Raw genomic sequence first — 22,299 nt, forward strand, 5'->3', positions numbered from 1 at the left:
CGCTGGAGCCCGCTGCCCCGAAGTCCGCGTCAGCGGAAGGGCGGTCCTGGCCGCTGGCCGGACGTCCCGCGGTCGCGCGGGGATGGGAGCCGCCGACCGGTCCCTACGCCCCCGGACACCGGGGCGTGGACCTCGCGGCGGACCCGGGGGACGCGGTGCTGGCGGCGGCCGACGGGACCGTGGCGTACGCGGGCCGGGTGGCGGGGCGCGGGGTGCTGGTGATCGAGGTCGCGGGGGTGGGTGAGCCGCCGACGCGCACCACGTACGAGCCGGTGACGGCCACGGTCGCCGTCGGCGACCAGGTGGCGGCGGGCGATCCGGTGGGGGTGCTGGAGGCGGGCCCGTCCCATTGCGCCGGAAGCTGCCTGCACTGGGGACTGCGCCGCGGCGACGTCTACCTCGACCCGCTCTCCCTGCTAACGCCCGACCTGCTGCACCGGCCGCCGTCCCGCCTGCTCCCACTCACCGGCGCACCGGCAGAGGCGGACGGGCGGACGTTCTGATCGCGCGGGGCGGCATGGCGAAGGCGGGGCGGCGGAGACGGGGCGGCGGAGGTGGCACGGCGAAGGCGGCGCACCGGACCACGCGGGGGCGCGGGAACGCGTCGGAACGGGCAGGGGCGGGCCGCGGCGGGGCGAAGAGAGGAGATGGGTCAGGACCGGGAGGGACGGGTCAGGACCAGGAGGGACAGGTCAGGACCGGGAGGGACAGGTCAGGACCGGGAGGGACAGGACGGGAGCCCGCGCGGACCTCCGCGCGCCGGGGCTCAGCCGCGTACGCCGTTGAGGATCATCGAGACGACGACGTCGGCGATCTCGCCCGGTTCCTCCACCACGCCGAACTCGATCCGCCGGACCGCCGCGTCCACCGAGCCCTGCAGCAGCATCGCGGCCAGCCGCGGCTGCGTGTGTCCGAGGTCGGCCAGCGCCTCGACGATCAGGGCGACCAGCCCCCCGTGCGCGGCCCGGATCTTCTCGCGGGCACCGGCGTCGAGTTCGCTCGCGGAGATCGCCACCACCGCGCGGTGCCGCCGGTCTCCGACGAGGTCGAGCTGTCGGCGCACATACGCCTCGATCTTTTTCTCGGGCGTACCGGCGCGCTCCATGGAGTTCTCGATCTCGGCAGCCCACACGGGGAAGTCGACGGCGCACAGCTCCTCGACGACCGCCGCGCGGGACCGGAAGTACTCGTACACGGAGGACCGGGCGAGGCCCGTGCGTTCCGCGAGCGCGGGGAAGGTCAATGCCTCCGTACCGCCCTCGGACAGCAAGGAGCGCGCGGCGTCCAGGAGGGCGTCGCGCTGCATGGTCCGGTGCTCGGCCACCGAGGCCGCTCGAATCCTGGGCACGGCTCCACTTTACGCAGGACCGGGTCGGGGGGAAGCGGTAGCGGCCCTCCGACCGTCGCGCCCGGCGGGATCGGGCCTTCCCGGGAAACGCGGGGGACGGCGCCCGCGCGTGCTGGGGGACGGCGCCCGCGGCGAAACGGCCTCCGGCGCCCGGATCCGGCCGGCTCTGCGCACGGCTGGCGGCCCGGCGGCTCCCCGACGGTCCGACGGTCCGACGGCGGGTCTCACCGGTCGATGTCCCGTCTCACCGGCGGTCACGACGCCGGCGTACGGTCCCCATGCCCGGCGTACGGTCCCCATGCCCGGCGGCCGGCCTCAGCGCCCGGCGTCCGCGAGCTTCGCCCGGAGCTGGAGGACCGACTTGGTGTGGATCTGGCTGACCCGGCTCTCGGTGACGCCGAGTACGTTGCCGATCTCGGCGAGCGTCAGGCCCTCGTAGTAGTAGAGCGTGACCACGGTCTTCTCCCGGTCGGGGAGGGTGTTGATGGCGCGCGCGAGCAGCCGTCTGAGCTCGCGCCCCTCCGCCACCTCGACCGGATCGTCGGCCGCGGTGTCCTCCAGCGTGTCCATCAGGCTGAGCCGGTCACCGCCCTCGCCGCCCACGTGCAGGAGCTCTTCCAGCGCCACGACGTTGGCCAGCGACAACTGGCTGAAAACAGTGTGCAGTTCCTCCAGGGCGATGCCCATCTCGGCGGCCACCTCGCTCTCCGAGGGGGTGCGTCTCAGCTGCGCTTCGAGCGTGGCGTACGCCCGCTCGACGTTGCGCGCCTTCTGGCGCACGGAGCGCGGAATCCAGTCCAGGGCGCGCAGTTCGTCGATCATCGCGCCCCGGATGCGGGTGATCGCGTATGTCTCGAACTTGATGGCCCGCTCGACGTCGAACTTCTCGATGGCGTCGATCAGACCGAAGACGCCGGAGGAGACGAAGTCCGCCTGCTCGACGTTGGACGGCAGCCCCACACTGACCCGGCCGGCGACGTACTTGACGAGCGGCGAGTAGTGCAGGATCAGCTGCTCCCGCAGCTTCTCGTCGCCCGTCGTCTTGTACGAACGCCACAACTCGTCGAGGGAGGAAGGGGCTGGGGGCCGCACAGCGCCACGCGCGGCGGGTGGTGCGGCCGCGCGGTCAGACCCGGAGGTGTGCTGGGGCATGTGGAGCCTTGAGCCGTTCTGCCGTGACGTGCTGCGGACGGGTGCCTGGGGCGGATTCCTCGTGAGCGTAGCGTGACTGCGGTATCGCGGTGCGCTCCCGAAAGAGGTTCGGCGGCGTACGCGTACACCGCTCCCGCTCGCCCGCCGGGACAGGGCGGTCCGCCGGGTCCGCCGCCTCGCGCGTCGGGCCCGGACCTGTCTCCGAGGGGTCTCCTGGGCTCACCGCCCTTACCTTTTCACCCGAATGCTCCAGGTCAAGTACCGCCTCGCCGCGCGTCGTCGTTGCGCCTGCGCACGGGAATCGGCCGCCAGGCATCGCCCTCCCGTTCGACGAACCCCAGTGAGTGCAGTTCGTACAGTCGGCCGAGGGCCTCTTCGACGGAGGTCCCGGCCTCCCGGGCGACGTCCCGGACCTCCACCGGACCCTGCCGGGGCAGGGCTTCGAGGACCGCGGCGGCCCCCCGGTCCAGCAGATCGTGCGGAACCGTCGGGCCGCGCCGCTCGGGGGCGAGTTCACCCATGCCGCCGACGAGTTCGACGATCTCCGCCGCGTCGGTGACCAGCACCCCCTCTCCCCGCAGGAGTTCGTGGACACCGGCGGAGAGCCCGCTGGTCGCGGGTCCCGGCACCCCCATGGTGAACCGCCCCAGCCGCTGGGCGCACCGGGCGGTGACCAGGGAGCCGCTGCGGTACTGGGCCTCGATCACCACCGTGCCGCGGGTCAGTGCCGCGATGACCCGGTTGCGGAGGATGAACCGGCTGCGGGTGGGATGTGAGCCGGGGGCCAACTCCGCGACCAGGATGCCCTGTTCCGCCATCCTGCGGATCAACTCGGCGTGGCCGCGCGGGTAGACGGCGTCGACGCCGCAGGCCAGCACCGCGACCGTGGCGCCGCCCGCCCCGAGCGCGCCCCGGTGGGCGGCCCCGTCCACCCCGAAGGCGGCTCCCGACACCACGACCCAGCCGCGTTCCGCGAGCCCCGCGCCGAGGGTGGCGGCCATGTGCGCGCCATAGGGGGAGCAGGCCCGCGCGCCCACCAGGGCGACCGAGCGAAGCGCCCACAGCCGCAGGTCGGGCAGGCCCCGCACCCAGAGGCCGACCGGCCGGGCGTCCCCCAGGTCGTCCAACTGGCTGGGCCACTCCCGGTCGCCGGGGCAGACGAACCGTCCGCCGGCCGCCCCGACGGCGTCCAGGTCACGTTCCGGTTCGGCGGCGACCGCCCTCATCCGGTACCCGCTGAGCCGCGCGGCCGTCATCCCCGGCAGGGCACCCGCGCCCGTCGTCCCTCCCGGCCGGGGGGAACGGGACGGCCGGGAGGTCCCCCCGGTGATCTCTCCGGTGGCTCCCGGTCCGGCTGCGGTGGAGCCCTGCCGCAGCAGTTCGAGCAGGCCCACCGGCCCGTGCGCCCGCAACCACCGCCCCGCCCGCTCGTCGCCCGGCTCCATGATCCGGGTCAGCGCGGCCCTGGCCAGCCGTTCCTCGTACGAGGGCGGCCCCTCGCCCGCGCGCCCGGCGCACGCCTCCGGCGCCCGCGCCATCCCGCCCGGGCCCGCCGCCCGGTCCGGGCCCGCCGCCCCTCCCGCGCCTCCCGGGCCGTCCGGGCCTCCCGCGCCGAGGCCCCCTCCCGCCGGCGGCGCTCCGTCCGCCGGCGGCACCGCGCCCGAGTCGCTGTCTCCGTCCCCGCCCGCCCCGGCGGCTCCCTTCCTCCGGACCGGTTCGTCCCGCTCCCCCGGCGTGCCGCCGGTCCTGTTCCCGCTCATGACGCCCCCGCCCGCATCGGCACGCCCCGCTGGATGCCCGTCCGGAGTTCCAGCGCCACGCCGACGTCCGTCTCGTCCGGCCGGTCGGCACCACGCAGGTCCGCGACGGTCCACGCCACCCTGAGCACCCGGTCGAGGCCGCGCGCCGTGAGCAGGCCGCGCTCCATGTCGCGCTCGGCGGCCCGCAGCGCGCCCGGCGCCGCCCGCAGCCGGGTGCGCAGTTCATGGCCGGGGACTTCGCTGTTGGTGGTCCAGGGGGTGCCGGTCAGCCGTTCGGCGGCGCGTTCGCGGGCCTTGCGGACCCGTGCGGCCACCTCCGCCGAGGTCTCCCCGCGCCCGCCCGGGCCCAGCAGCTCGGCCCGGGTGACGGCCTCGGCCTCCACCCTCAGGTCCACCCGGTCCAGCAGCGGGCCGGACAGCCGCGCCTGGTAGCGGCGGATGGCGGACGGCGCGCAGTCGCATCCCGTGCCGTTGACCGTGTGGCGGCCGCAGGGGCACGGGTTCGCCGCCATGACCAGCAGGAACTTGGCCGGCAGCCGCACCACTCCGGCAGCCCGTGCCACCACCACGTGCCCCGACTCCAGCGGCTGCCGGAGCGCGTCCAGGGCCCGCACCGAGAACTCCGGCGCCTCGTCCAGAAAGATCACTCCGCGGTGGGCGAGGGAGACCGCGCCGGGTCGGGGCAGACCGTTCCCGCCGCCGATGAGCGACTGCATGGTGGCCGAGTGGTGGGGTGCGCAGTACGGCGGCCGGGAGACCAGGGGTTCACCCGGCGGGAGTATGCCCGCCACGGAGTGCACCGCCGTCACTTCGAGGGATTCCTGCCGCCCGAGCGGAGGCAGGATCGAGGGCAGCCGCTCGGCCAGCATCGTCTTGCCCGCGCCGGGCGGCCCGGAGAGCAGCAGGTGGTGGCCGCCCGCCGCCGCGACCTCCAGGGCCTTGCGCGGACGGTGCTGGCCGGCGACGTCGGCGAGGTCGGGCCGGTGCCCGTCCCGGCCTTCGCCCGGCGCGGTGTGCCCCGTGCCGAAACCGGCGCCGGGCACCATGAGCCCCGAACCGGCGTGGTCGGGCCGCCCGTGTCCCTCGGCCGGCTCGTCGGGGACCGGCTCCTCCGCGAGCACGGCGATCAGTTGGCGCAGGCTCCGCACCCCCAGCACCGAGACCCCCGGCACCAGGGCCGCCTCCCCCGCGGTCCGCTCGGGGACCACGACGTGGCGGTACCCCGCCTCGGCGGCCGCCAGCACCGCGGGCAGCACCCCCCGCACCGGGCGGACCCTGCCGTCGAGGCCGAGTTCTCCGATCATGACCACGTCGGCGATGGCCGCCGGGTCGATGCGCTCGGCCGCGCCGAGGACCGCACAGGCGACCGCGAGATCGAACCCCGAACCGCTCTTCGGCACCGACGCCGGCGACAACCCCACCGTCAGCTTCTTCTGCGGCCACTCCGCCCCGGAGTTCACCACCGCGGCCCGCACCCGGTCCCGGCTCTCCACCAGGCTCTTGTCCGGCAGACCGACCAGGGTGAACGCCGCCACCCCCGGTTCCAGATCCGCCTGGACCTCCACCACCACCCCCTCGACGCCCACCAGGGCCACCGAGCACGCCCGCGCGAACCCCATCAGGCCACCCCTCGGACGTGCTCCGCGACCGGTGCGCCCCGGCGGGGCACGATCACGCCGATCAGGTCGATGCGGGCCCCGCCCGGCGGCGGCCCGCCGTGGGCGTGCAGCCACAGCTCGGCCAGCCGTCGCAGCCGGTCGGCCTTCGCGGGCGTGACCGCAGCCATCGGATGCTCGTACGCGCCCGACCTGCGGGTCTTCACCTCGCAGACGACCACCGCGTCGCCGTCCCTGGCCACGATGTCGATCTCACCGGCGCGACAGCGCCAGTTGCGTTCCAGCACCGCCATGCCGGCGTCGGTCAGCAGCCTCGCCGCGAGATCCTCGCCGTACCGCCCGAGCACTCCCCGTGCGTCCATTGCGCACCACCTCCGGGAGCGACTCTGGACGAGGGCCGCCGAACGTGTGGATCTTGGTGGACAACGTCGCGGATGTGGAAAACCCGGCCACCCGTTCGGGTGGCCGGGTCTCCTCCGGCGTTCTCGTGGGCGGGGCGCCGGGCAGCCTGTACCGCCGGTCGCCGGGCCTTCCGGTTGCCCCGTACGCCAGGACGGCCGGTCCCCCGGATCAGCCGCCCGGCAGTTCGAGGTCGCTCTTGTTGAGCTCCTCGATGTTCACGTCCTTGAACGTCAACACCCTCACCTGCTTGACGAACCTGGCCGGCCGGTACATGTCCCAGACCCAGGCATCCGCCATCGATACCTCGAAGAAAACCTCACCCTGGACGGAGTGCACCTGCATCTCGTAGTCGTTGGTGAGGTAGAAGCGCCGTTCGGTCTCGATCACATATTTGAACAGACCGACGACGTCGCGGTACTCCCGGTAGAGCTTCAGCTCCATCTCGGTCTCGTACTTTTCGAGGTCCTCGGCACTCATGGCATGTTCCCCTTCAGCCGTGCGTCCCCCTATTGTGCGTCAGCTTGTCCCGGCCCCGGACGCTTACTCGATTTCGGGGTCCAGATCCCGCGGCGCAGCTGGGGGACCCTCGTCGAGGAGCGTGCGCAGCAGCTCGGCGAGTCTGGTCGGGTACACCGTCTCACGCGTGGCGAGAAGTTCGGCGGAGGTCCACCACCTCAGACCGGCCACGGAGCGTCGCTCCAGCTCGGTGAGGCCCCGCTGGTCGGTGTCGGTCCGCCGCGTGCGGCCGAGGTAGTACCACTCGTCCTGCTCCCAGCGCCTCCCGTCGAAGGGGAAGGCGCACCGGCGGCGCCAGAGCAGCGGGCCGAGCACGACGTCGCGGAGGCCGGTCTCCTCGGCCAGTTCCCGGCGCGCGGCCTGCTCATGGGTCTCCTCGCCCTCCAGGCCGCCACCGGGGGTGAACCACCAGCGGGCGCCGGGATCGGCGGGCTCGAAGCCCTGGAGCAGCAGCACCCGGTCCTCGGGGTCGAGCAGCACCACACGGGCCACCCGCCGGACCACCGCGGGACCCGGATCACCGCTCACCGCCGGCCCGCCGCCGGGCGGGCCTTCACCGGACACCGTCACCGGACCCCGGCCGCTGCCTTCGAACCTCGGCGCTTCCCGGTCCGGGCGGCGAGCGGTCCGTACGCGGAACCCGCGAGGATCAGCACCACGCCCGCCACGATCGCCCCGAGCTGCGCGTACAGCGGGCCGGCCGACGAGACGCCGCCGGGCAGCGCGGCGAACGCCTGCGGGCGCCCGATCATGCCGTCGAAGGGCCAGGCGACCGCGTCGACCCTGGCCTGCACCGCGCTCCCGGGCACCGAACCGCCGCCCGCGTCCTCGAGGTGGACGCGGGAGTCGAGCGAGGTCGCGCGCTCGTCACCGAGCAGGAAGAGCTCACCCTCGGGCACCTTCGCGGTGAAGTCCTGCGGCGAGGCGCGCCGCTGCGGCCCGCTCGTGGCGCCCATGTCGATGGCGTGCACGTACGGCTCGTCGATCGGCTCGCCGTTCACCGTGAGGCGGCCGTCCGCGTCGCAGCAGGCGACCTCGTCGCCGCCGATCCCCACGACCCGCTTCACCATCGGCATGTTGCCCCAGGCCGGGTCGGTGAAGACCACGACGTCTCCGCGCCGCACCTCGTCGTCCGATATCCGCTGGGCCAGCACCCGGTCGCCCGCCTCCACGGTGGGCGACATCGAGTCGGTCGGCACCGTGTACGGCTTGTAGACCACGGCCGCCCAGCCGAAGCCGCCGAGGAAGAGCACACAGCCGACGGCCACGGCCAGGCCCGACAGCAGGCTGCCGAGCCGGCCGCGGCCGTCTCCGTCACGTCCTGATCCACTCATCCCAGCGTCCCCCATCGGAGATCGACAATCGCTGATCCGAGCGGAACCCTACCCGTCGGTACGCCCGCGGGTCAGCCTCCTGCGCCGCAGGAAGACCAGCGGCAGCGCCCCGGCGAGGCCGAGGGCGGCCGGTGCGGCGCCCATGGCGGCGTTGATGCCGGACTGGTCGAAGGTGCTGGGGACCGGCAGGGTCGCCCAGCGGTTGACCGGCCAGACGACGACGAACGCGCGTCCCACGACCTCGTCCACGGAGACGGTGCCCTGGCCGGGCAGCTCCTGGTGGTAGCGGGAGTCCAGCGAGTTCTGGCGGTGGTCGCCCATCACCCAGATCCGGCCCTCGGGGACGTGGATCGGTCCGAAGGGCTTGTCGTCGCAGGCGCTGTTGCCGGCGAAGATGAAGGACTTGTCGTCCAGCGCCTTGCCGTTGACCGTGACCGGGCCGCCCTGCTTGCACTGCACCGTGTCACCGCCGACCGCGACGACCCGCTTGATCAGGTCCTTCTCCTCGGCGGACGGCATGAGTCCGATGAAGCTGAGGAACTTCTGCACGGCGTTCGGTTCGGGCGTCGCGGCGCCCTCCAGCCAGCCGCCCGGGTCGTGGAAGACGACGACCTCGCCGCGCTCGGGCTCGGAGCCGAACCACGGGGTCAGCTTGTCCACCAGCACCCGGTCGCCGCGCTGGAGGGTGTTCTGCATGGAGTCCGAGGGGATCGAGAACGCCTGCACCAGGAACGTCTTGATCAACAGGGCGAGGATCAGCGCGACGCCGATGAGGAGCGGCAGTTCCTTCCAGAAGGAACGCGGCTTCTTCGGGGCGTCGGCCTCCCCGTCGGGGCCCGAGCCGCCCCCACCGGTCCCGGCACCGTCGCTCCCGCCCGGACCGTGTCCGCCACCCGCAGCATCGGCATCACGTCCCGTCGGTCCCGGCGTCCCGCCCGGGACGAAACCGGGCCTGCCGTCCTCGGGTTCGTCGTGTCCGGATCGTGCGCCGACCGCCAAATCCCCCACATCCACTCCTCAATCCGTGCCACTGCCCGCGCACCGAGCGCAGGCCCACCACTCCCATAACGAGCGGGAGTTCCGCAGGGGTCGGGAGCCGGACCATTCCGTATGGATCCTGGGTGGACACACTATGCGAGTCGGCGGCCTGCGCCGACGTGCCGGAGGCGGCGTCCGGCACGCCGTCGAAGGCGTCGCGGTGTTCCAGGGTGGCCCAGTGACCGAAGGGCCAGCCGATCACGGGGGCGCGTCCCACGACGTCGTCCAGCGGCACGGTGCCCCGTCCGGCGTCGTCCAGGTGGAAGCGGGAATCGGCGGAGTTGGAGCGGTGGTCCCCCATCACGAAGATCCGGCCGGCCGGAACCTTTACCTCGAATTGGACCGTCGACGGCTCGTCGCCGGGATGGAGGTAGGGCTCGTCGACCGCGACGCCGTTGACGGTCAGCGGGCCGCCCTCGCCGTCCGCCGCCACCGTGTCGCCGCCCACCGCGACCACCCGCTTGATCAGGTCCTGTTCGTCCGCGCTGGGCAGCAGTCCGATGAAGGTCAGCAGTTCCTGGATCTGTTTCAGCCCGGCCGGCGGGTCGGACCGCTCGGTCGTCTCCTGCTGCAGCCAGCCGCCCGGGTCCTTGAAGACCACGACGTCGCCGCGCTGCGGTCCGGTGCCGAACCACGGGGTCAGCTTGTCCACCAGCACCCGGTCGCCGATCCGGATGGTCTGCTCCATCGAGCCGGAGGGGATCACGAACGCCTGGACCAGGAAGGTCTTGAGGACGAGCGCGATGAGCAGCGCCATCAGGACCAGCACCGGTATCTCGCGCAGGGCCGAGCCGCGCCGCCTGCGCCGCACCTTGCGGGCGAGTCTGCGGCGCTCGGCCCGGGTGGTGCGGGGCCGCTCCCCCTCGGCGGGGGTTCCGGCCGGCGCCGTGGCGGCGCGGGCGCGGCCCCGGCTACCCACGGGCGCCGTCCGGGCCGGGGACGCCGTCGAAGGCGCCGGTGTCCGGCACCCCGCCCAGCCGCCCGAAGGGCCAGGCGAGCGCGTCGACGCGTCCGAGGACCTTCTCCACCGGGACCATGCCGCCGCCGGGCTGCCCGAGGTGGTCACGGGAGTCGCTGGAGGCGCTGCGGTGGTCGCCCATCATCCACAGCGTCCCGTCGGGGACCACGATGTCGAACGGGACCTCGGAGGCCGCGTCGCCGTCGTGCAGGTACGTCTCGTCCACCGCGCGGCCGTTCACCTCGATGCGGCCCCGGGCGTCGCAGCAGACCACGTGGTCGCCGCCGGTGCCGACGACGCGCTTCACGAACACCGTGTCGGAGGGCTCGGTGAGCCCCAGGGTGGCCGCGGCGGAACGCAGTGCGCCGGCGAGCGGGTTCGGCGCCCCGGTCCGGACGAACGATCCGGCGCCGTCGAAGACGACGATGTCGCCGCGCGCCGGACCGGCGGAGCCGAAACGGTACGCCAGCTTGTTGACCAGCACCCGGTCCCCCACCTTCAGCGTGGTCTCCATCGAGCCGCTGGGGATCAGGAAGGGCTGCATCACGAAGGCGCTGACCAGCAGCACGGCCGTCACGCAGGCGACGCCGAGCAGCAGAAGGCGCCGCGCGTACGGGTATCCCGCGGCGTCGTCCTCCCCGGCCGCCGGCTCCGCGCCGCTCCCCTCCGCGCCCCGGTCCTCCGTCGCGGTCCCGCCCGGACGCGAAGAACGCGACCCCTCCTCCGGCCCTGCTGGGGGTCCGGAGGAAGGATCGCGTTCCGCGTGCTGTGTCTCGGTGTCCATCGCGGCCGAAGCTTATCCGGCCGCGCCGTGGACGCGCGTGTCAGCTCAGTTGTAACGCTTCTCCTTGATCTTCGCGGCCTTGCCGCGGAGCTCACGGAGGAAGTACAGCTTGGCGCGGCGCACGTCACCGCGGGTGACGACCTCGATCTTCTCGAAGATCGGGCTGTGCACCGGGAAGGTGCGCTCGACGCCGACGCTGAAGGAGACCTTGCGGACCGTGAAGGTCTCGCTGACGCCCGCGCCCTGGCGACGGATGACGATGCCCTTGAACTGCTGGATACGGGAGCGGTTGCCCTCGATCACGCGCACGTGGACGTTGACGGTGTCACCGGGACGGAACGCCGGGACGTCCGAGCGGAGGCTGGCGGCGTTGACGCCATCGAGCAGGGAAGCCATGGTTTCTGCTTTCTTCGCCGATGCCACAGGTCATCGACGGGAGTTCGTGAGAGATCAGGAGGGCCGGCCGGGCCGGACGGACGTCATTCCCCCTGTGGCAGGGGCGCACGTGGCACGGCGGCAGCTGCTCATTCTTCCACGGAAGAAGGCCTGCGCCAAAATCGTCCGCCGGGCTCCGGCGACCAGCCGAGGATCGAGAGCATCTCCCGGTCCTTCTTGTCGAAGGCGCTCGCCTCGCACCGCTCGATCAGGTCGGGCCGGTTCAGGGCGGTGCGCGCGAAGGCCTGGTCGCGGCGCCACCGGGCGATCCTGCCGTGGTGGCCGCTGAGCAGGACGTCCGGGATGGACCGGCCGCGCCACTCGGGGGGCTTGGTGTAGACGGGCCCCTCCAGCAGGTTGGCCATCGCGCCGGGGGCGAAGGAGTCGTCCTGGTGGGACTCCGTGTTGCCGAGCACGCCCGGCAGCAGCCGGGCGACCGCCTCGGTGATGACGAGGACGGCGGCCTCCCCGCCGGCCAGCACGTAGTCGCCGATGGAGACCTCGACGACCGGCATCCGGGTCGCGTACTCGTCGACGACCCGGCGGTCGATGCCCTCGTAGCGGGCCGGGGCGAAGATCAGCCAGGGGCGCGCGGAGAGCTCCACGGCCAGCTCTTGGGTGAACGGCCGGCCGCTCGGGGTGGGAACCACCAACGCCGGCGCGTGGGCCCCGGCCTCGTAACCCCCGGCCAGCACCTCGTCCAGCGCCTCACCCCAGGGCTCGGTCTTCATGACCATGCCGGGGCCACCGCCGTACGGGGTGTCGTCCACCGTGTTGTGCCGGTCGTACGTCCACTCCCGCAGGTCGTGGACCTGTACGTCCAGCACCCCGCGGACCCGGGCCTTGCCGACCAGGGAGACATTCAGCGGCTCCAGGTACTCGGGGAAGATCGTGACGACGTCGAGCCGCATCACGCCCTGCCCTCCGCGGTGCCGGAGCCGGTCGCGCCCGAGCCGGAGTCCTCCGCGGCGGAGTCCTCCGCGCCGTCCTCCTCGTCGCGGGACGAGGCGACGACGGCCTCGTCGGCGTCGATGAGGCCGCGCGGCGGGTCGATCACGGCGCGCTGCTCCTCCAGGTCGATCGAGGTGACGATCTCCTCGACGAACGGGATCATCACCTCGCTGCCGTCCGGGCGCTCCACGATGAACAGGTCCTGCGAGGGCAGGTGCGTGATCTCGGTGATGCGGCCGATCTCGGTGCCGTCGGCCAGCACGACGTCGAGGTCGATGAGCTGGTGGTCGTAGAACTCCTCCGGGTCCTCGGGGAGTTCGGTGGGGTCCACCTCGGCGATCAGCAGCGTGTTGCGCAGCGCCTCGGCCGCCGTGCGGTCCGCGACGCCGGCGAAGCGCAGCAGCAGCCTGCCGCTGTGCACCCGGCCCGTCTCGATGGTCAGCGGTCCGACACCGGCCGGTTCGGTGGCCAGGACCGCGCCGGGGCCGAGCCGCAGTTCCGGCTCGTCCGTACGGACCTCGACGGTGACCTCGCCCTTGATGCCGTGGGCACGGCCGATCCGGGCAACTACCAACTGCACGCTGCTACTCCGATGGGTGGTGAGGGAACGGCCTTGCGGACCGGCGGTCCTGCGGACCGACGACAAAGGCCGGGGAGGGCCCGGAAGCCCTCCCCGGCCCTGGCCGGTGTACAACTCTTCAGCGAACCTGATCCACGTCGACGAGGTCGACCCGGATTCCGCGGCCCCCGAGGGCGCCCACGACGGTCCGCAGAGCGCGGGCGGTACGGCCGTTGCGGCCGATCACCTTGCCGAGGTCGTCGGGGTGGACCCGGACCTCCAGCACGCGCCCCCGACGCAGGTCGCGCGAGGCGACCTGTACGTCGTCGGGGTTGTCGACAATGCCTTTCACGAGGTGCTCAAGAGCCTCCTCGAGCATGCTCAGGCCTCGGTCGACTCGGTGGACTCGGCAGCGTCCGCCGCCTCGTCAGCCTTCTTGTCGGCCTTCTTGGCCTTGGGGGTGATGGCCTCACCCTTGGCCTCGTCGCCGTCCGAGGTCAGAGCCTCGAAGAGGGCGCGCTTGTCAGCCTTGGGCTCCGGCTGCAGCAGCGGCGCGGGGGCCGGCAGGCCCTTGTGCGCCTGCCAGTCACCGGTGAGCTTCAGGATCGCGAGGACCGGCTCGGTCGGCTGGGCGCCGACGGACAGCCAGTACTGCGCGCGCTCCGCGTTGACCTCGATGCGGGACGGGTTCTGTACCGGGTGGTACAGGCCGATCTCCTCGATGGCCCGGCCGTCACGGCGGGTGCGGGAGTCGGCGACGACGATGCGGTAGTGAGGCGAACGGATCTTGCCCAGACGCTTCAGCTTGATCTTGACTGCCACGGAAGTGGTGTCTCCTGGTCTTGACGTGGTTGGGCACGACGAAATTGCCGCGTGGGGTTGCGGTACTCGGGTGCCCGATGGACGCGTCAGCCGGAGGAGAGAGGGGTCCTGTGCGACTGTCGAGTACGGCTGTCCATTGTGCCACACCCGTGCGGGGTCACCCCACCGCGGCCACGGCGTCGGGAATGCGGAAGGGCTTCATGCAGCCGCCGCACACGATCGGGGCCTGGGCCAGCACCGACGGGACGACGCGGACGTTGCGCCCGCAGTCGCAGACCGCCTTGACCCGCACGCCGCCGCCGGAGGACCCGTGCCGGGCGGCCGGGCCCCGGAAGGACCGCTTGGTGTCGGCGGCGGTGGCGACGGAGTGCGCCCTCAGCGCGCGCTGAAGGCGCTCGGCGGTGGCGCGGTACCGGCGCCTCGCCTCGGCGTCGAGGGTCACCAACGAGAAGCCGCTGCTGGGATGCGGCTCCTCGGCGTGGTCCAGACCCAGTTCCTCCGCGATGGCGAGGAAGCGTCGGTTGTGGTACCGGCCGGCGCGGGAGGTGTCGCGGACACCTCGGGCGGCGGCGATGCCGTGGACTGCCTCGTGGAGCAGTCGTTCGAAGGAGAGTTCGGCGCCACAGGCGGACGAGGACTCTCCGATCAGGGACTCGGGCGCGGCGAGATCGGGCAGCTCGGGGTGGTACCGCTGAATGTCGGCCCACGCCTGCGCCAGCTCTGCGGCAAGTACAGGTGGTGTCGTGCTCACGTCGTGTCAACGAGCGTGGGTGCCCCGGTGTTCCGATTCCGGGGCATCCCAAATAATTTGCACCTACCAGTCAGTCGACCGTGAGGCGTCCGGACGAGGGCGGGTGCGCCGATCTGCGGAGAAGACTCACAGCTCCCACCAAGGCAGTACGTAGCTCCCCTGCGCAGGACGCCGCAGCCGGGCCCCGACGGACCACCCGGACCCGTGCGCCGCAGACCTCCGCTGCCCGGTCCGCACCCCTCCCGACCCGGTCCGGGCCGGGCCCGGAGCGCTCGACGTGCTGCCGGGGACGTGTCGGGTGAGACTGGAGCACAAGCCCGCCCCCGGGGCGCGCATCGTACGGCTGCCGCCCTCCCGATGGCGAGACGCGGCGGCGCCGGAACGGTCCGCCCCTCGGGGGGCGCATGGCGGGAGCGCGCAACCAGCTCCCTGCGCCCTCTGGACGGATCGGCGGAAGCGCAGTTCTCTGGCATACGGGGGTGCGGATCCTCGCACACGGGGACGCCCACCCGGGCACGACCGACCTCTTGGCGATTGGGGCTCTTCCATGACACCAACGCTCGTCCGGAACCACCGCGGCCACCGGCGTACCGACGCCGCCCCGGTGGACCCCGGGACCCGTGCCCGCGACTGGGCGGAGATCCAGGAGCGGATGCTGTCGCCGCTGTACGAGGCGGTGTACGACCGGCTCGAAGTCGGCGCGGGGACCAGGATGCTCTCGCTGCACTGCGGATCGGGGCTCGCGATGCTGATCGCCGCCGCGCGCGGCGCCCGGGTCACCGGTGTCGACACCGACCGGGACCGGCTCGCCTTGGCGCACGCGCGGCTGACGCCCGACGAGGACCGGGGCGGAGCGCCGGCCCGGCTCGTGCACGGCCCTGTCGGGGCGGCCGCTCCGGCGGACGGCTCGCCGTACACCCTGCTGACCGCCTTCGACCCGATCGGGTGCACGCCGGGCGACTCCGACGGGCTCGGTCCGGCGCTGGAGTCGGCCGTCGTGCTGGCCTCCCGCGGCGCCACCGTCGTCCTGGCCGGCTGGGGCCCGCCGGAGCGGTGCGCGACCGCGGGGGTGCTGGCGGTCGCGGAACGGCTGGGCGGCGGCCGGACGGACGCCGGGCGGTCCGCCCGCCGGGACGACCTGGAGGACGTCGCCGCACGCAGCGGTCTGCGGCCGGACGGATCGGGTCGGGTGTCCTGCCCGTTCGGTTACGCCGACCTGGACAGCGCGGTGCGGGGCCTGATGTCGACGGGCCTGTTCGACCGGGCGGTGCGGGCGACGGACGCCTTCCAGGTGGAGAAGGAGGTCGCCGAGGCGCTCCACCCGTATCTGCGGCCGGACGGCACGGTCTGGATGCCGAACGTCTTCCGCTACCTGGTCTGCGTGGTCTGACGCGGCACACGGCACCGGCCGCGTGGTCCGGCACGGCACAGGCACAGGCGGGGGTGCGGGGAACCGGCTCCCGCACCCCACCGCCGTACGCCCGCCGCCGCGTGCCCGCGCCGAACGGCCCGTCAGGGCAGGATGTGCGGTTTCTCCAGCCGGTGGACCCCCGCGGCCCGGTACGCCTCCGCCTCGTCCAGCGTCTCGTCGGCGAGCAGGGCGGCGGCCAGCGAATCGAGCTTCTCCCGGTGCTCGCGCAGCAGCCGGCAGGCGTCGGCGTAGCACTCGTCGACGATGCGCCGCATCTCCGCGTCCACGGTGTCGAGCGTGGCCGGGGCGGCGGACAGCCCGTACGCCTGCTGGGCGTCGGCCGGGATCGCGGTCAGCCGGCCCACCTTGTCGCTCATCCCCCACCGGCCGACCATGCCGCGGGCGAGGTTCGTGACCTGTTCCAGGTCGCTCTCCGCGCCGGTGGTGACCACCCCGTAGACGATCTGCTCGGCGGCCATCCCGCCGAGCGCGCCGATGATGCGGCCGCGCAGGTACTCCTCGGTGTAGGCGTACTTGTCGGCGTCCGGCGTCGAGAGGGTGACGCCGAGCGCCCGGCCGCGCGGCACGATGGTGACCTTGCGGACCGGGTCGGCGCCCGGCTGCACCATGCCCAGCAGGGCGTGGCCGCTCTCGTGGTAGGCGGTCCTGCGGCGCTCCTCGTCCGGCATGACCAGCGGGCGTTCGGCGCCGAGCTGCACCTTCTCCAGGGCGTCGGACAGCTCGGCCTGGCCGACCTTGTCCCGCTTGCGCTTCACGGCCAGCAGGGCGCCCTCGTTGGCCAGGTTGGCGAGGTCCGCGCCGGTCATGCCGGGGGTGGCACGGGCGATGGCGGCGAGGTCGACGTCGTCGGCGAGCGGCACCGGGCGGGTGTGGATCTTCAGGATCGCCTCGCGGCCGCCCTTGTCGGGCGGGCTGACGTGCACGATCCGGTCGAACCGGCCGGGCCGGGTGAGGGCGGGGTCGAGGACGTCGGGACGGTTGGTCGCGGCGAGGACGACGACGCCTTCGGAGCCGGAGAAGCCGTCCATCTCGGTGAGGATCTGGTTGAGCGTCTGCTCGCGCTCGTCGTGGCCGCCCATGCCCGAGCCGCCGCCGCGGGCCCGGCCGATGGTGTCGATCTCGTCGATGAAGACGATGGCGGGGGCCACCTTGCGGGCCTCGGCGAACAGTTCGCGCACCCGGCCGGCCCCGACCCCGACGATCATCTCGATGAACTCGGAGGCGGAGGCGGAGAAGAACGGCACCCCGGCCTCTCCGGCCACCGCGCGCGCCAGCAGCGTCTTCCCGGTGCCGGGCGGGCCGGCGAGCAGGACGCCACCGGGCATCCGGGCGCCCATCTTCCGGTACTCGCCGGGGTTCTTCAGGAAGTCGACGACGTCGTCGAGTTCGCCCTCCACCTCGTCGATGCCGGCCACGTCGGCGAAGGTGGTGCGCTTGGCGCCCTCCAGTTCGACCGGCTTGGGCGGGGGTTTGCGGCCGAAGCCGCCCATGGCGCCGCCCGGACCGCCGCGGGACATCCGGCGGGCGACGAACACCCAGAGCAGGACCAGCAGCAGCATCGGCGCGAGCGAGATGAGCAGGTTGACGAGGAAGCTGCGCTGCTGGACGACGGGTTCGGCGGTGACGGTGACGTCGTCCTTGATCAGTTCGGCCCAGAGGTCGTCGTCGGCGAAGGACGGGCGCTGGGTGGTGAACTTGGTGTACTTCTCGTCGCCGTCGGGGACCTTCGCCTCCTTCTTGAGCTGGCCCTGGATGGCGTCGCCCTTGGAGTAGATCTTGGAGACGTTGCCCGCCGACACCTGCTTGCCGAACTCGGTGTACGCGACGGTCGGTTCGTCGTCGCCGTTGAAGAGCGAGAGCACCAGGTTGGCGACGAGGTAGACCAGCAGCGCGGTGAGCAGCAGGCGGCCCCAGCCGCCCGGCATCTTCCGGCCGCCGCCCTGCGACGACGGCGGCGGGGGCGGCGCTCCCTCGGAACGCCAGGGCTGGTCCGTCCGGTCGCGCGGAGGTACGGGGTTGGTCACGCGTGCTCCTCTGCCGACAGCCGTTGACGCCGACATTAGGGGAGATACCGGACCAGGGCTCCGGAGAGGCCGCCGCACGGGTCACACCCGCGGGCGACCGTGCCCTCCCTCGCAGGGCGTACGGTCCCCGGACGCGCCTCGGGGGCGCACACCGTTCGGTGCGCGCCCCCGGGGCCGGTTCCGCTGGTGCGGACCTGGTCAGCCCATGAACTTCTTGAACTCGTCCGGCAGGGCGAAGTCCTTGCCGCTGCCGCCGTCCTGGCCGGGCAGTCCGAAGGCGCCGCCCTGGGCCGCCGCCTGCTCGCGGCGCTCCGCCGCGGCCTGCTCCTCGGCCTTGCGCTTCATCGGGTTGCCGCTCTTGCGCTTGCCCTTGGCCTGCTTGACCTGCTTCTTCTGCCGGCCCGGACCGCCACCCATGCCCGGCATCCCGGGCATGCCCGGCATGCCGCCGCCCTGGGCCATCTTCGACATCATCTTGCGGGCCTCGAAGAAGCGCTCCACCAGGTTCTTCACGGCGGAGACCTCCACGCCGGAGCCCTTGGCGATGCGGGCGCGGCGGGAGCCGTTGATGATCGTCGGCTCGGCGCGCTCCTTGGGGGTCATCGACTTGATGATCGCGGCGGTGCGGTCCACGTCGCGTTCGTCGATGTTGTTGATCTGTTCCTTGATCTGCCCCATGCCGGGCAGCATGCCGAGCAGCTTGGAGATGGAGCCCATCTTGCGGACCTGCTCCATCTGCGCCAGGAAGTCGTCGAGCGTGAAGTCCTTGCCCTTGCTCGACGCCAGCTTGGAGGCCATTTGAGCGGCCTCTTCCTGGCTGAACGTCTTCTCCGCCTGCTCGATCAGGGTGAGCAGGTCACCCATGTCGAGGATGCGGGAGGCCATGCGGTCCGGGTGGAAGGCGTCGAAGTCCTCGAGCTTCTCGCCGTTCGACGCGAACATGATCTGCTTGCCCGTGACGTGGGCGATCGACAGGGCCGCGCCACCGCGGGCGTCGCCGTCGAGCTTGGAGAGCACCACGCCGTCGAAGCCGACGCCGTCGCGGAACGCCTCGGCGGTGTTGACCGCGTCCTGGCCGATCATCGCGTCGACGACGAAGAGGATCTCGTCCGGGCTGACGGCGTCGCGGATGTCCGCGGCCTGCCGCATCAGCTCCTGGTCGATGCCGAGGCGGCCGGCGGTGTCCACGACCACGATGTCGTAACCCTTGGCCTTGGCGAACTCGATCGAGTCCTCGGCGACCCGGACCGGGTCGCCGACGCCGTTGCCCGGCTCGGGGGCGTAGACGGCGACCCCGGCGCGCTCGGCGACGACGCTGAGCTGGTTGACGGCGTTGGGGCGCTGGAGGTCGCAGGCGACGAGCAGCGGGGAGTGGCCCTGGCCCTTGAGCCAGAGGCCGAGCTTTCCGGCGAGGGTCGTCTTACCGGCGCCCTGGAGGCCGGCGAGCATGATCACGGTGGGCGGGTTCTTGGCGAACCGCAGCCGCCGGGTCTCGCCGCCGAGGATGGAGACGAGCTCCTCGTTGACGATCTTGACGACCTGCTGGGCCGGGTTCAGCGCCTGGGAGACCTCGGCGCCGCGCGCCCGCTCCTTGACGTTGGCGATGAAGGCCCGGACGACCGGCAGCGCGACGTCCGCTTCCAGCAGGGCGATACGGATCTCGCGGGCCGTGGCGTCGATGTCCGCCTCGGACAAGCGGCCCTTGCCCCTGAGGCTCTTGAAAGTCGCGGCAAGGCGGTCGGAGAGAGTATCGAACACGGCGCTCGTCGGTCCTCAGGGTCGGGGGTAAACGGATTCAGTACCCCAGGGTATCCGCCTCGGAGGAAACGGTGGCCGCTGGTCGGGGGAATTCCGCCGGCGCGGACCGCCCCGGCCGCCGGGGCGGGCGGACCGGAGAAGATGCGGAACGGCGCCTGCGGGAGCGCGCCGTCCCGCACGGCTCACCCCTGGAGGGCGGCCTCCAGAGACTTCGCGAGCGCGGCCGCCGCCGCGGCGGGCAGCGCCTCGCCGTGCGCGTCGGTGACGTAGAGGGTGTCCACCGCGTTGGCGCCCAGCGTCGAGACGTGGGCGCTGCGGACACGCACCTCGCTCTCCTCCAGCGCCCGGCCGATGCGGTGCAGCAGGCCGGGGGCGTCCTGGGCGCGGACCTCGATGACGGTGGCGAGCCGGGAGGCGGCGGCCGCCACGGTCACCCGGGGCGGCGGCGCCTTGATGCCGCGGCGGCGGGGGTAGGCCGACTCGCGTTCGGCGAGCCGGGCCCGGATGTCGAGCGCGCCGTCCAGGGCGCGTACGAGGTCGGCGCGGAGCCGGGTCGCCTGCGGCAGCGAGCCGTACTCGGCCGCCACCCGCCAGCGGAGCAGCAGCAGGTCGGTGGACTCGCCCAGCTCGGTGGGGAGCTCGACGGCGCGCAGGTCGGCGGCGCGGACCGTGAGCCGGTGCAGCGCGAGCACCCCGGCGACGGCCGGCAGCACGCCGGGCCGGTCGGGCAGCGCGATGAGCAGTTCGACGCCCACGGGTTCGGGTTCGCCGGTCGGTTCGTGCGGTTCGGGCTGGGTGTGCAGGGCGAGGACGGGTTCTCCGGTGCGCAGGGACTCGACGGCGAGCCGTTCCTGTTCGGCGTCCGGCACCGCGGGTTCCGGTTCGGCGGGCGCCTCGCCGGCGAGCAGGGCCGCGACGCGGGCGACCAGGTCGGAGACGAGGGAGGCCCGCCAGGAGCTCCACGCGGCGGGGCCGGTGGCGAGGGCGTCCGCCTCGGTCAGCGCGTGCAGCAGCTCCAGGGTGGAGGTGCTGCCGACGGCGTCGGCGACGGACTTCACGGTGTCCGGATCGTCCAGGTCGCGCCGGGTCGCGGTGTCGATGAGCAGCAGGTGCTGCCGTACGAGGGTGGCGATGACGGCGACGTCGCTCTTCTCGAAGCCGATGCGGGTGGCCATGTCGCGGGCGATGACCTCGCCGGCCACCGAGTGGTCGCCGGGCCAGCCCTTGCCGATGTCGTGCAGCAGCGCGGCGACGAGCAGCAGGTCGGGGCGGCCGACGCGGCGGGTGAGCGAGGAGGCGCGGACGGCGGTCTCGACGAGGTGCCGGTCGACGGTCCAGGTGTGGACGGCGTTGCGCTGGGGGCGGCAGTGGACCCGCTCCCAGTCGGGGAGCAGCCGGGTGACGATGCCCTCGGATTCGAGCGCCTCCCAGACGCCGACGGTGGCCTCGCCCGCGCCGAGGAGGGTGACGAGTTCCTCGCGCGCCTCGGCGGGCCAGGGGACGGAGAGCGGTCCCGCCGCGGTGGCGAGGTGGCGCACCAGGTGCCGGGAGAGCGGCAGTCCGGACTCGGCGGCGGCAGCGGCGGCGCGGAGGGTGAGCACCGGGTCGCGTTCCGGGCGGGCGGTGCGGGCGAGCACGACCTCGCCGTCCGACTCGACCACGCCGTCGGCCAGCGGGGTGCGCTCGGGGGCGGGCTTGCCGCCGCCCAGCATGGCGCGCAGCCGCGGGCGGACGGAGCGGGCGCGCAGCACCCGGTTGACCTCGCGCCAGGTGACGTCGGTGGCGTAGGAGACGGTGCGGGCGGCCTCGTACACCTGGCGCAGCAGGACGTCGGCGTCGAGCAGGCCGAGGGCGTCGGCGACCTGGTCCTGTTCCTGGAGGGCGAGCCGGTCGGTGGCCCGGCCGGTGGTGAGGTGCAGGGCGTCGCGGGTGTCGAGCAGTACGCGGCGGGCTTCGGAGAGCCCTTCGCGGGGGGCGTCGGCGACCCAGGACGCGGCGACGGCGCGCAGGGCGGTGGCGTCGCGGAGGCCGCCGCGGGCCTCCTTGAGGTCGGGTTCGAGGAGGAACTGCAACTCGCCCATGCGCTCGGCGCGTTCGCGGCAGAGCTCGTGCAGGGCGGGCAGGCGCTTGGGGGCCTGGTTGCGCCAGTCCGCGAGGACCGCGGTGCGCAGTCCGGCGACCAGGCCGAGGTCGCCGGCGACCGGGCGGGCGTCCAGCAGGCCGAGGTTGACCTTGAGGTCCTCGCCGGCGGTCCGGCGGGCCTCGGCGGGGGTGCGGACGGAGTGGTCCAGGGCGAGGCCGAGGTCCCAGATCGGGTACCAGATGCGGTCCGCGAGGGCGGCGACGGCCGCGGCGTCGGCCCGGCCGTCGTGCAGCAGCAGGAGGTCGAGGTCGCTGCGGGGGGAGAGCTCGCCGCGGCCGTAGCCGCCGACCGCGACGAGTGCGGCGCCGCGGACTCCGGCGTGTTCGGCGGCGACGGTGAACAGGCCGTTCAGCCAGTCGTCGGTGAGCCGGGCCAGGGCCGCACGGCGCGGCGGCCCGGACTGCGCCTCCTGCTGGAGGAGGCGCAGCCGGGCCGCCGCGTAGCCGCTGGGTCCCGAGTCTTCTGCTTCGATGGTCACTTCGGTACTCGTCACCCAGCTGCCTTCCGTTCTACGGA

Annotated in this window: 21 protein-coding genes and 1 pseudogene; 2 read left to right on the plus strand and 20 right to left on the minus strand. The window is 73.3% G+C overall.

Features of this window, described 5'->3' with window-relative positions; genetic code table 11:
* Positions 1-32: 32 nt before the first annotated feature.
* Positions 33-503 (plus strand): annotated as a pseudogene (locus tag Q0994_RS13250) (M23 family metallopeptidase); the annotation flags it as partial.
* Positions 504-766: 263 nt separating this feature from the next.
* Here Q0994_RS13250 and Q0994_RS13255 read toward each other — a convergent pair.
* From Q0994_RS13255 to Q0994_RS13335, 17 genes are all read right to left on the minus strand, one after another.
* Positions 767-1,324: a TetR/AcrR family transcriptional regulator gene (locus tag Q0994_RS13255; protein ID WP_299534135.1), complete on the minus strand. Its 558-nt coding sequence runs from the start codon at positions 1,322-1,324 to the stop codon at positions 767-769.
* A 339-nt stretch (positions 1,325-1,663) separates the two neighbouring features.
* Positions 1,664-2,500 carry an RNA polymerase sigma factor WhiG gene (gene whiG, locus Q0994_RS13260; protein ID WP_299533308.1) on the minus strand — a complete coding sequence of 279 codons (837 nt, stop codon included), beginning with the start codon at positions 2,498-2,500 and terminating at the stop codon, positions 1,664-1,666.
* A gap of 254 nt (positions 2,501-2,754) precedes the next feature.
* Positions 2,755-4,038: a DNA-processing protein DprA gene (gene dprA, locus Q0994_RS13265; protein WP_299534137.1), complete on the minus strand. Its 1,284-nt coding sequence runs from the start codon at positions 4,036-4,038 to the stop codon at positions 2,755-2,757.
* Between the two features lie 218 nt (positions 4,039-4,256).
* Positions 4,257-5,879: a YifB family Mg chelatase-like AAA ATPase gene (locus Q0994_RS13270; protein WP_299533310.1), complete on the minus strand. Its 1,623-nt coding sequence runs from the start codon at positions 5,877-5,879 to the stop codon at positions 4,257-4,259.
* Positions 5,879-6,238, minus strand: a complete 360-nt coding sequence (locus Q0994_RS13275; RefSeq protein WP_299533313.1) for a YraN family protein — start codon at positions 6,236-6,238, stop codon at positions 5,879-5,881. The genes Q0994_RS13270 and Q0994_RS13275 overlap by 1 nt, the downstream gene beginning before the upstream one ends.
* Positions 6,239-6,446: 208 nt before the next feature.
* Complete coding sequence (locus Q0994_RS13280; RefSeq protein ID WP_003965949.1) at positions 6,447-6,755, minus strand: DUF2469 domain-containing protein; 309 nt, start codon at positions 6,753-6,755, stop codon at positions 6,447-6,449.
* 63 nt (positions 6,756-6,818) lie between these two features.
* Positions 6,819-7,322 carry an NUDIX hydrolase gene (locus Q0994_RS13285; RefSeq protein WP_299533499.1) on the minus strand — a complete coding sequence of 168 codons (504 nt, stop codon included), beginning with the start codon at positions 7,320-7,322 and terminating at the stop codon, positions 6,819-6,821.
* 38 nt (positions 7,323-7,360) lie between these two features.
* Entirely contained in the window at positions 7,361-8,128 is a 768-nt protein-coding gene (gene lepB, locus Q0994_RS13290; RefSeq protein ID WP_299533501.1) for a signal peptidase I, read from the minus strand.
* A 48-nt stretch (positions 8,129-8,176) separates the two neighbouring features.
* On the minus strand, positions 8,177-9,127 hold the full coding sequence (gene lepB, locus Q0994_RS13295; RefSeq protein ID WP_299534139.1) for a signal peptidase I: 951 nt from the start codon (positions 9,125-9,127) through the stop codon (positions 8,177-8,179).
* Positions 9,036-9,977 carry a signal peptidase I gene (gene lepB / locus Q0994_RS13300; protein ID WP_299534142.1) on the minus strand — a complete coding sequence of 314 codons (942 nt, stop codon included), beginning with the start codon at positions 9,975-9,977 and terminating at the stop codon, positions 9,036-9,038. The genes lepB (Q0994_RS13295) and lepB (Q0994_RS13300) overlap by 92 nt, the downstream gene beginning before the upstream one ends.
* 100 nt (positions 9,978-10,077) lie before the next feature.
* Positions 10,078-10,908 (minus strand): signal peptidase I, encoded by an 831-nt coding sequence (gene lepB, locus Q0994_RS13305; RefSeq protein ID WP_299533503.1) that lies wholly within the window; start codon positions 10,906-10,908, stop codon positions 10,078-10,080.
* Between the two features lie 45 nt (positions 10,909-10,953).
* Complete coding sequence (rplS, locus tag Q0994_RS13310; protein WP_299533506.1) at positions 10,954-11,304, minus strand: 50S ribosomal protein L19; 351 nt, start codon at positions 11,302-11,304, stop codon at positions 10,954-10,956.
* A gap of 128 nt (positions 11,305-11,432) precedes the next feature.
* Positions 11,433-12,254 carry a tRNA (guanosine(37)-N1)-methyltransferase TrmD gene (gene trmD / locus Q0994_RS13315; RefSeq protein ID WP_299534144.1) on the minus strand — a complete coding sequence of 274 codons (822 nt, stop codon included), beginning with the start codon at positions 12,252-12,254 and terminating at the stop codon, positions 11,433-11,435.
* A complete protein-coding gene (rimM, locus tag Q0994_RS13320) occupies positions 12,254-12,874 on the minus strand; it encodes a ribosome maturation factor RimM (protein WP_299533508.1) in 621 nt (206 codons plus the stop codon). The genes trmD and rimM overlap by 1 nt, the downstream gene beginning before the upstream one ends.
* Before the next feature lie 118 nt (positions 12,875-12,992).
* A complete protein-coding gene (locus Q0994_RS13325) occupies positions 12,993-13,232 on the minus strand; it encodes an RNA-binding protein (RefSeq protein WP_299533511.1) in 240 nt (79 codons plus the stop codon).
* A gap of 2 nt (positions 13,233-13,234) precedes the next feature.
* A complete protein-coding gene (gene rpsP / locus Q0994_RS13330) occupies positions 13,235-13,675 on the minus strand; it encodes a 30S ribosomal protein S16 (protein WP_299533514.1) in 441 nt (146 codons plus the stop codon).
* A gap of 157 nt (positions 13,676-13,832) precedes the next feature.
* On the minus strand, positions 13,833-14,426 hold the full coding sequence (locus Q0994_RS13335) for a hypothetical protein (protein WP_299533516.1): 594 nt from the start codon (positions 14,424-14,426) through the stop codon (positions 13,833-13,835).
* A gap of 547 nt (positions 14,427-14,973) precedes the next feature.
* Here Q0994_RS13335 and Q0994_RS13340 point away from each other — a divergent pair.
* Positions 14,974-15,816, plus strand: a complete 843-nt coding sequence (locus Q0994_RS13340) for a class I SAM-dependent methyltransferase (RefSeq protein ID WP_299533519.1) — start codon at positions 14,974-14,976, stop codon at positions 15,814-15,816.
* A gap of 122 nt (positions 15,817-15,938) precedes the next feature.
* On the opposite strand, the gene ftsH is transcribed toward Q0994_RS13340, so the two are convergent.
* The 3 genes from ftsH to Q0994_RS13355 form a co-directional block, all read right to left on the minus strand.
* On the minus strand, positions 15,939-17,882 hold the full coding sequence (ftsH, locus tag Q0994_RS13345; protein ID WP_299533521.1) for an ATP-dependent zinc metalloprotease FtsH: 1,944 nt from the start codon (positions 17,880-17,882) through the stop codon (positions 15,939-15,941).
* Between the two features lie 198 nt (positions 17,883-18,080).
* Positions 18,081-19,640, minus strand: coding sequence for a signal recognition particle protein (gene ffh / locus Q0994_RS13350; protein ID WP_299533524.1), 1,560 nt, complete (start codon positions 19,638-19,640; stop codon positions 18,081-18,083).
* Between the two features lie 182 nt (positions 19,641-19,822).
* On the minus strand, positions 19,823-22,276 hold the full coding sequence (locus Q0994_RS13355; protein ID WP_299533527.1) for a [protein-PII] uridylyltransferase: 2,454 nt from the start codon (positions 22,274-22,276) through the stop codon (positions 19,823-19,825).
* Between the last annotated feature and the right edge of the window lie 23 nt (positions 22,277-22,299).

The organism is uncultured Streptomyces sp., assembly GCF_947488945.1.
Taxonomy (GTDB): Bacteria; Actinomycetota; Actinomycetes; order Streptomycetales; family Streptomycetaceae; genus Streptomyces.

What these genes read in the sequence shown, in the direction of transcription:
- whiG (WP_299533308.1), bottom strand. Translation starts at nt 2,500, where the DNA reads ATGCCCCAGCACACCTCCGGGTCTGACCGCGCGGCCGCACCACCCGCC.
- dprA (WP_299534137.1), bottom strand. Translation starts at nt 4,038, where the DNA reads ATGGCGCGGGCGCCGGAGGCGTGCGCCGGGCGCGCGGGCGAGGGGCCG.
- Q0994_RS13270 (WP_299533310.1), bottom strand. Translation starts at nt 5,879, where the DNA reads ATGGGGTTCGCGCGGGCGTGCTCGGTGGCCCTGGTGGGCGTCGAGGGG.
- Q0994_RS13275 (WP_299533313.1), bottom strand. Translation starts at nt 6,238, where the DNA reads ATGGACGCACGGGGAGTGCTCGGGCGGTACGGCGAGGATCTCGCGGCG.
- Q0994_RS13280 (WP_003965949.1), bottom strand. Translation starts at nt 6,755, where the DNA reads ATGAGTGCCGAGGACCTCGAAAAGTACGAGACCGAGATGGAGCTGAAG.
- lepB (WP_299533501.1), bottom strand. Translation starts at nt 8,128, where the DNA reads ATGAGTGGATCAGGACGTGACGGAGACGGCCGCGGCCGGCTCGGCAGC.
- lepB (WP_299533503.1), bottom strand. Translation starts at nt 10,908, where the DNA reads ATGGACACCGAGACACAGCACGCGGAACGCGATCCTTCCTCCGGACCC.
- rplS (WP_299533506.1), bottom strand. Translation starts at nt 11,304, where the DNA reads ATGGCTTCCCTGCTCGATGGCGTCAACGCCGCCAGCCTCCGCTCGGAC.
- trmD (WP_299534144.1), bottom strand. Translation starts at nt 12,254, where the DNA reads ATGCGGCTCGACGTCGTCACGATCTTCCCCGAGTACCTGGAGCCGCTG.
- Q0994_RS13325 (WP_299533511.1), bottom strand. Translation starts at nt 13,232, where the DNA reads ATGCTCGAGGAGGCTCTTGAGCACCTCGTGAAAGGCATTGTCGACAAC.
- Q0994_RS13340 (WP_299533519.1), top strand. Translation starts at nt 14,974, where the DNA reads ATGACACCAACGCTCGTCCGGAACCACCGCGGCCACCGGCGTACCGAC.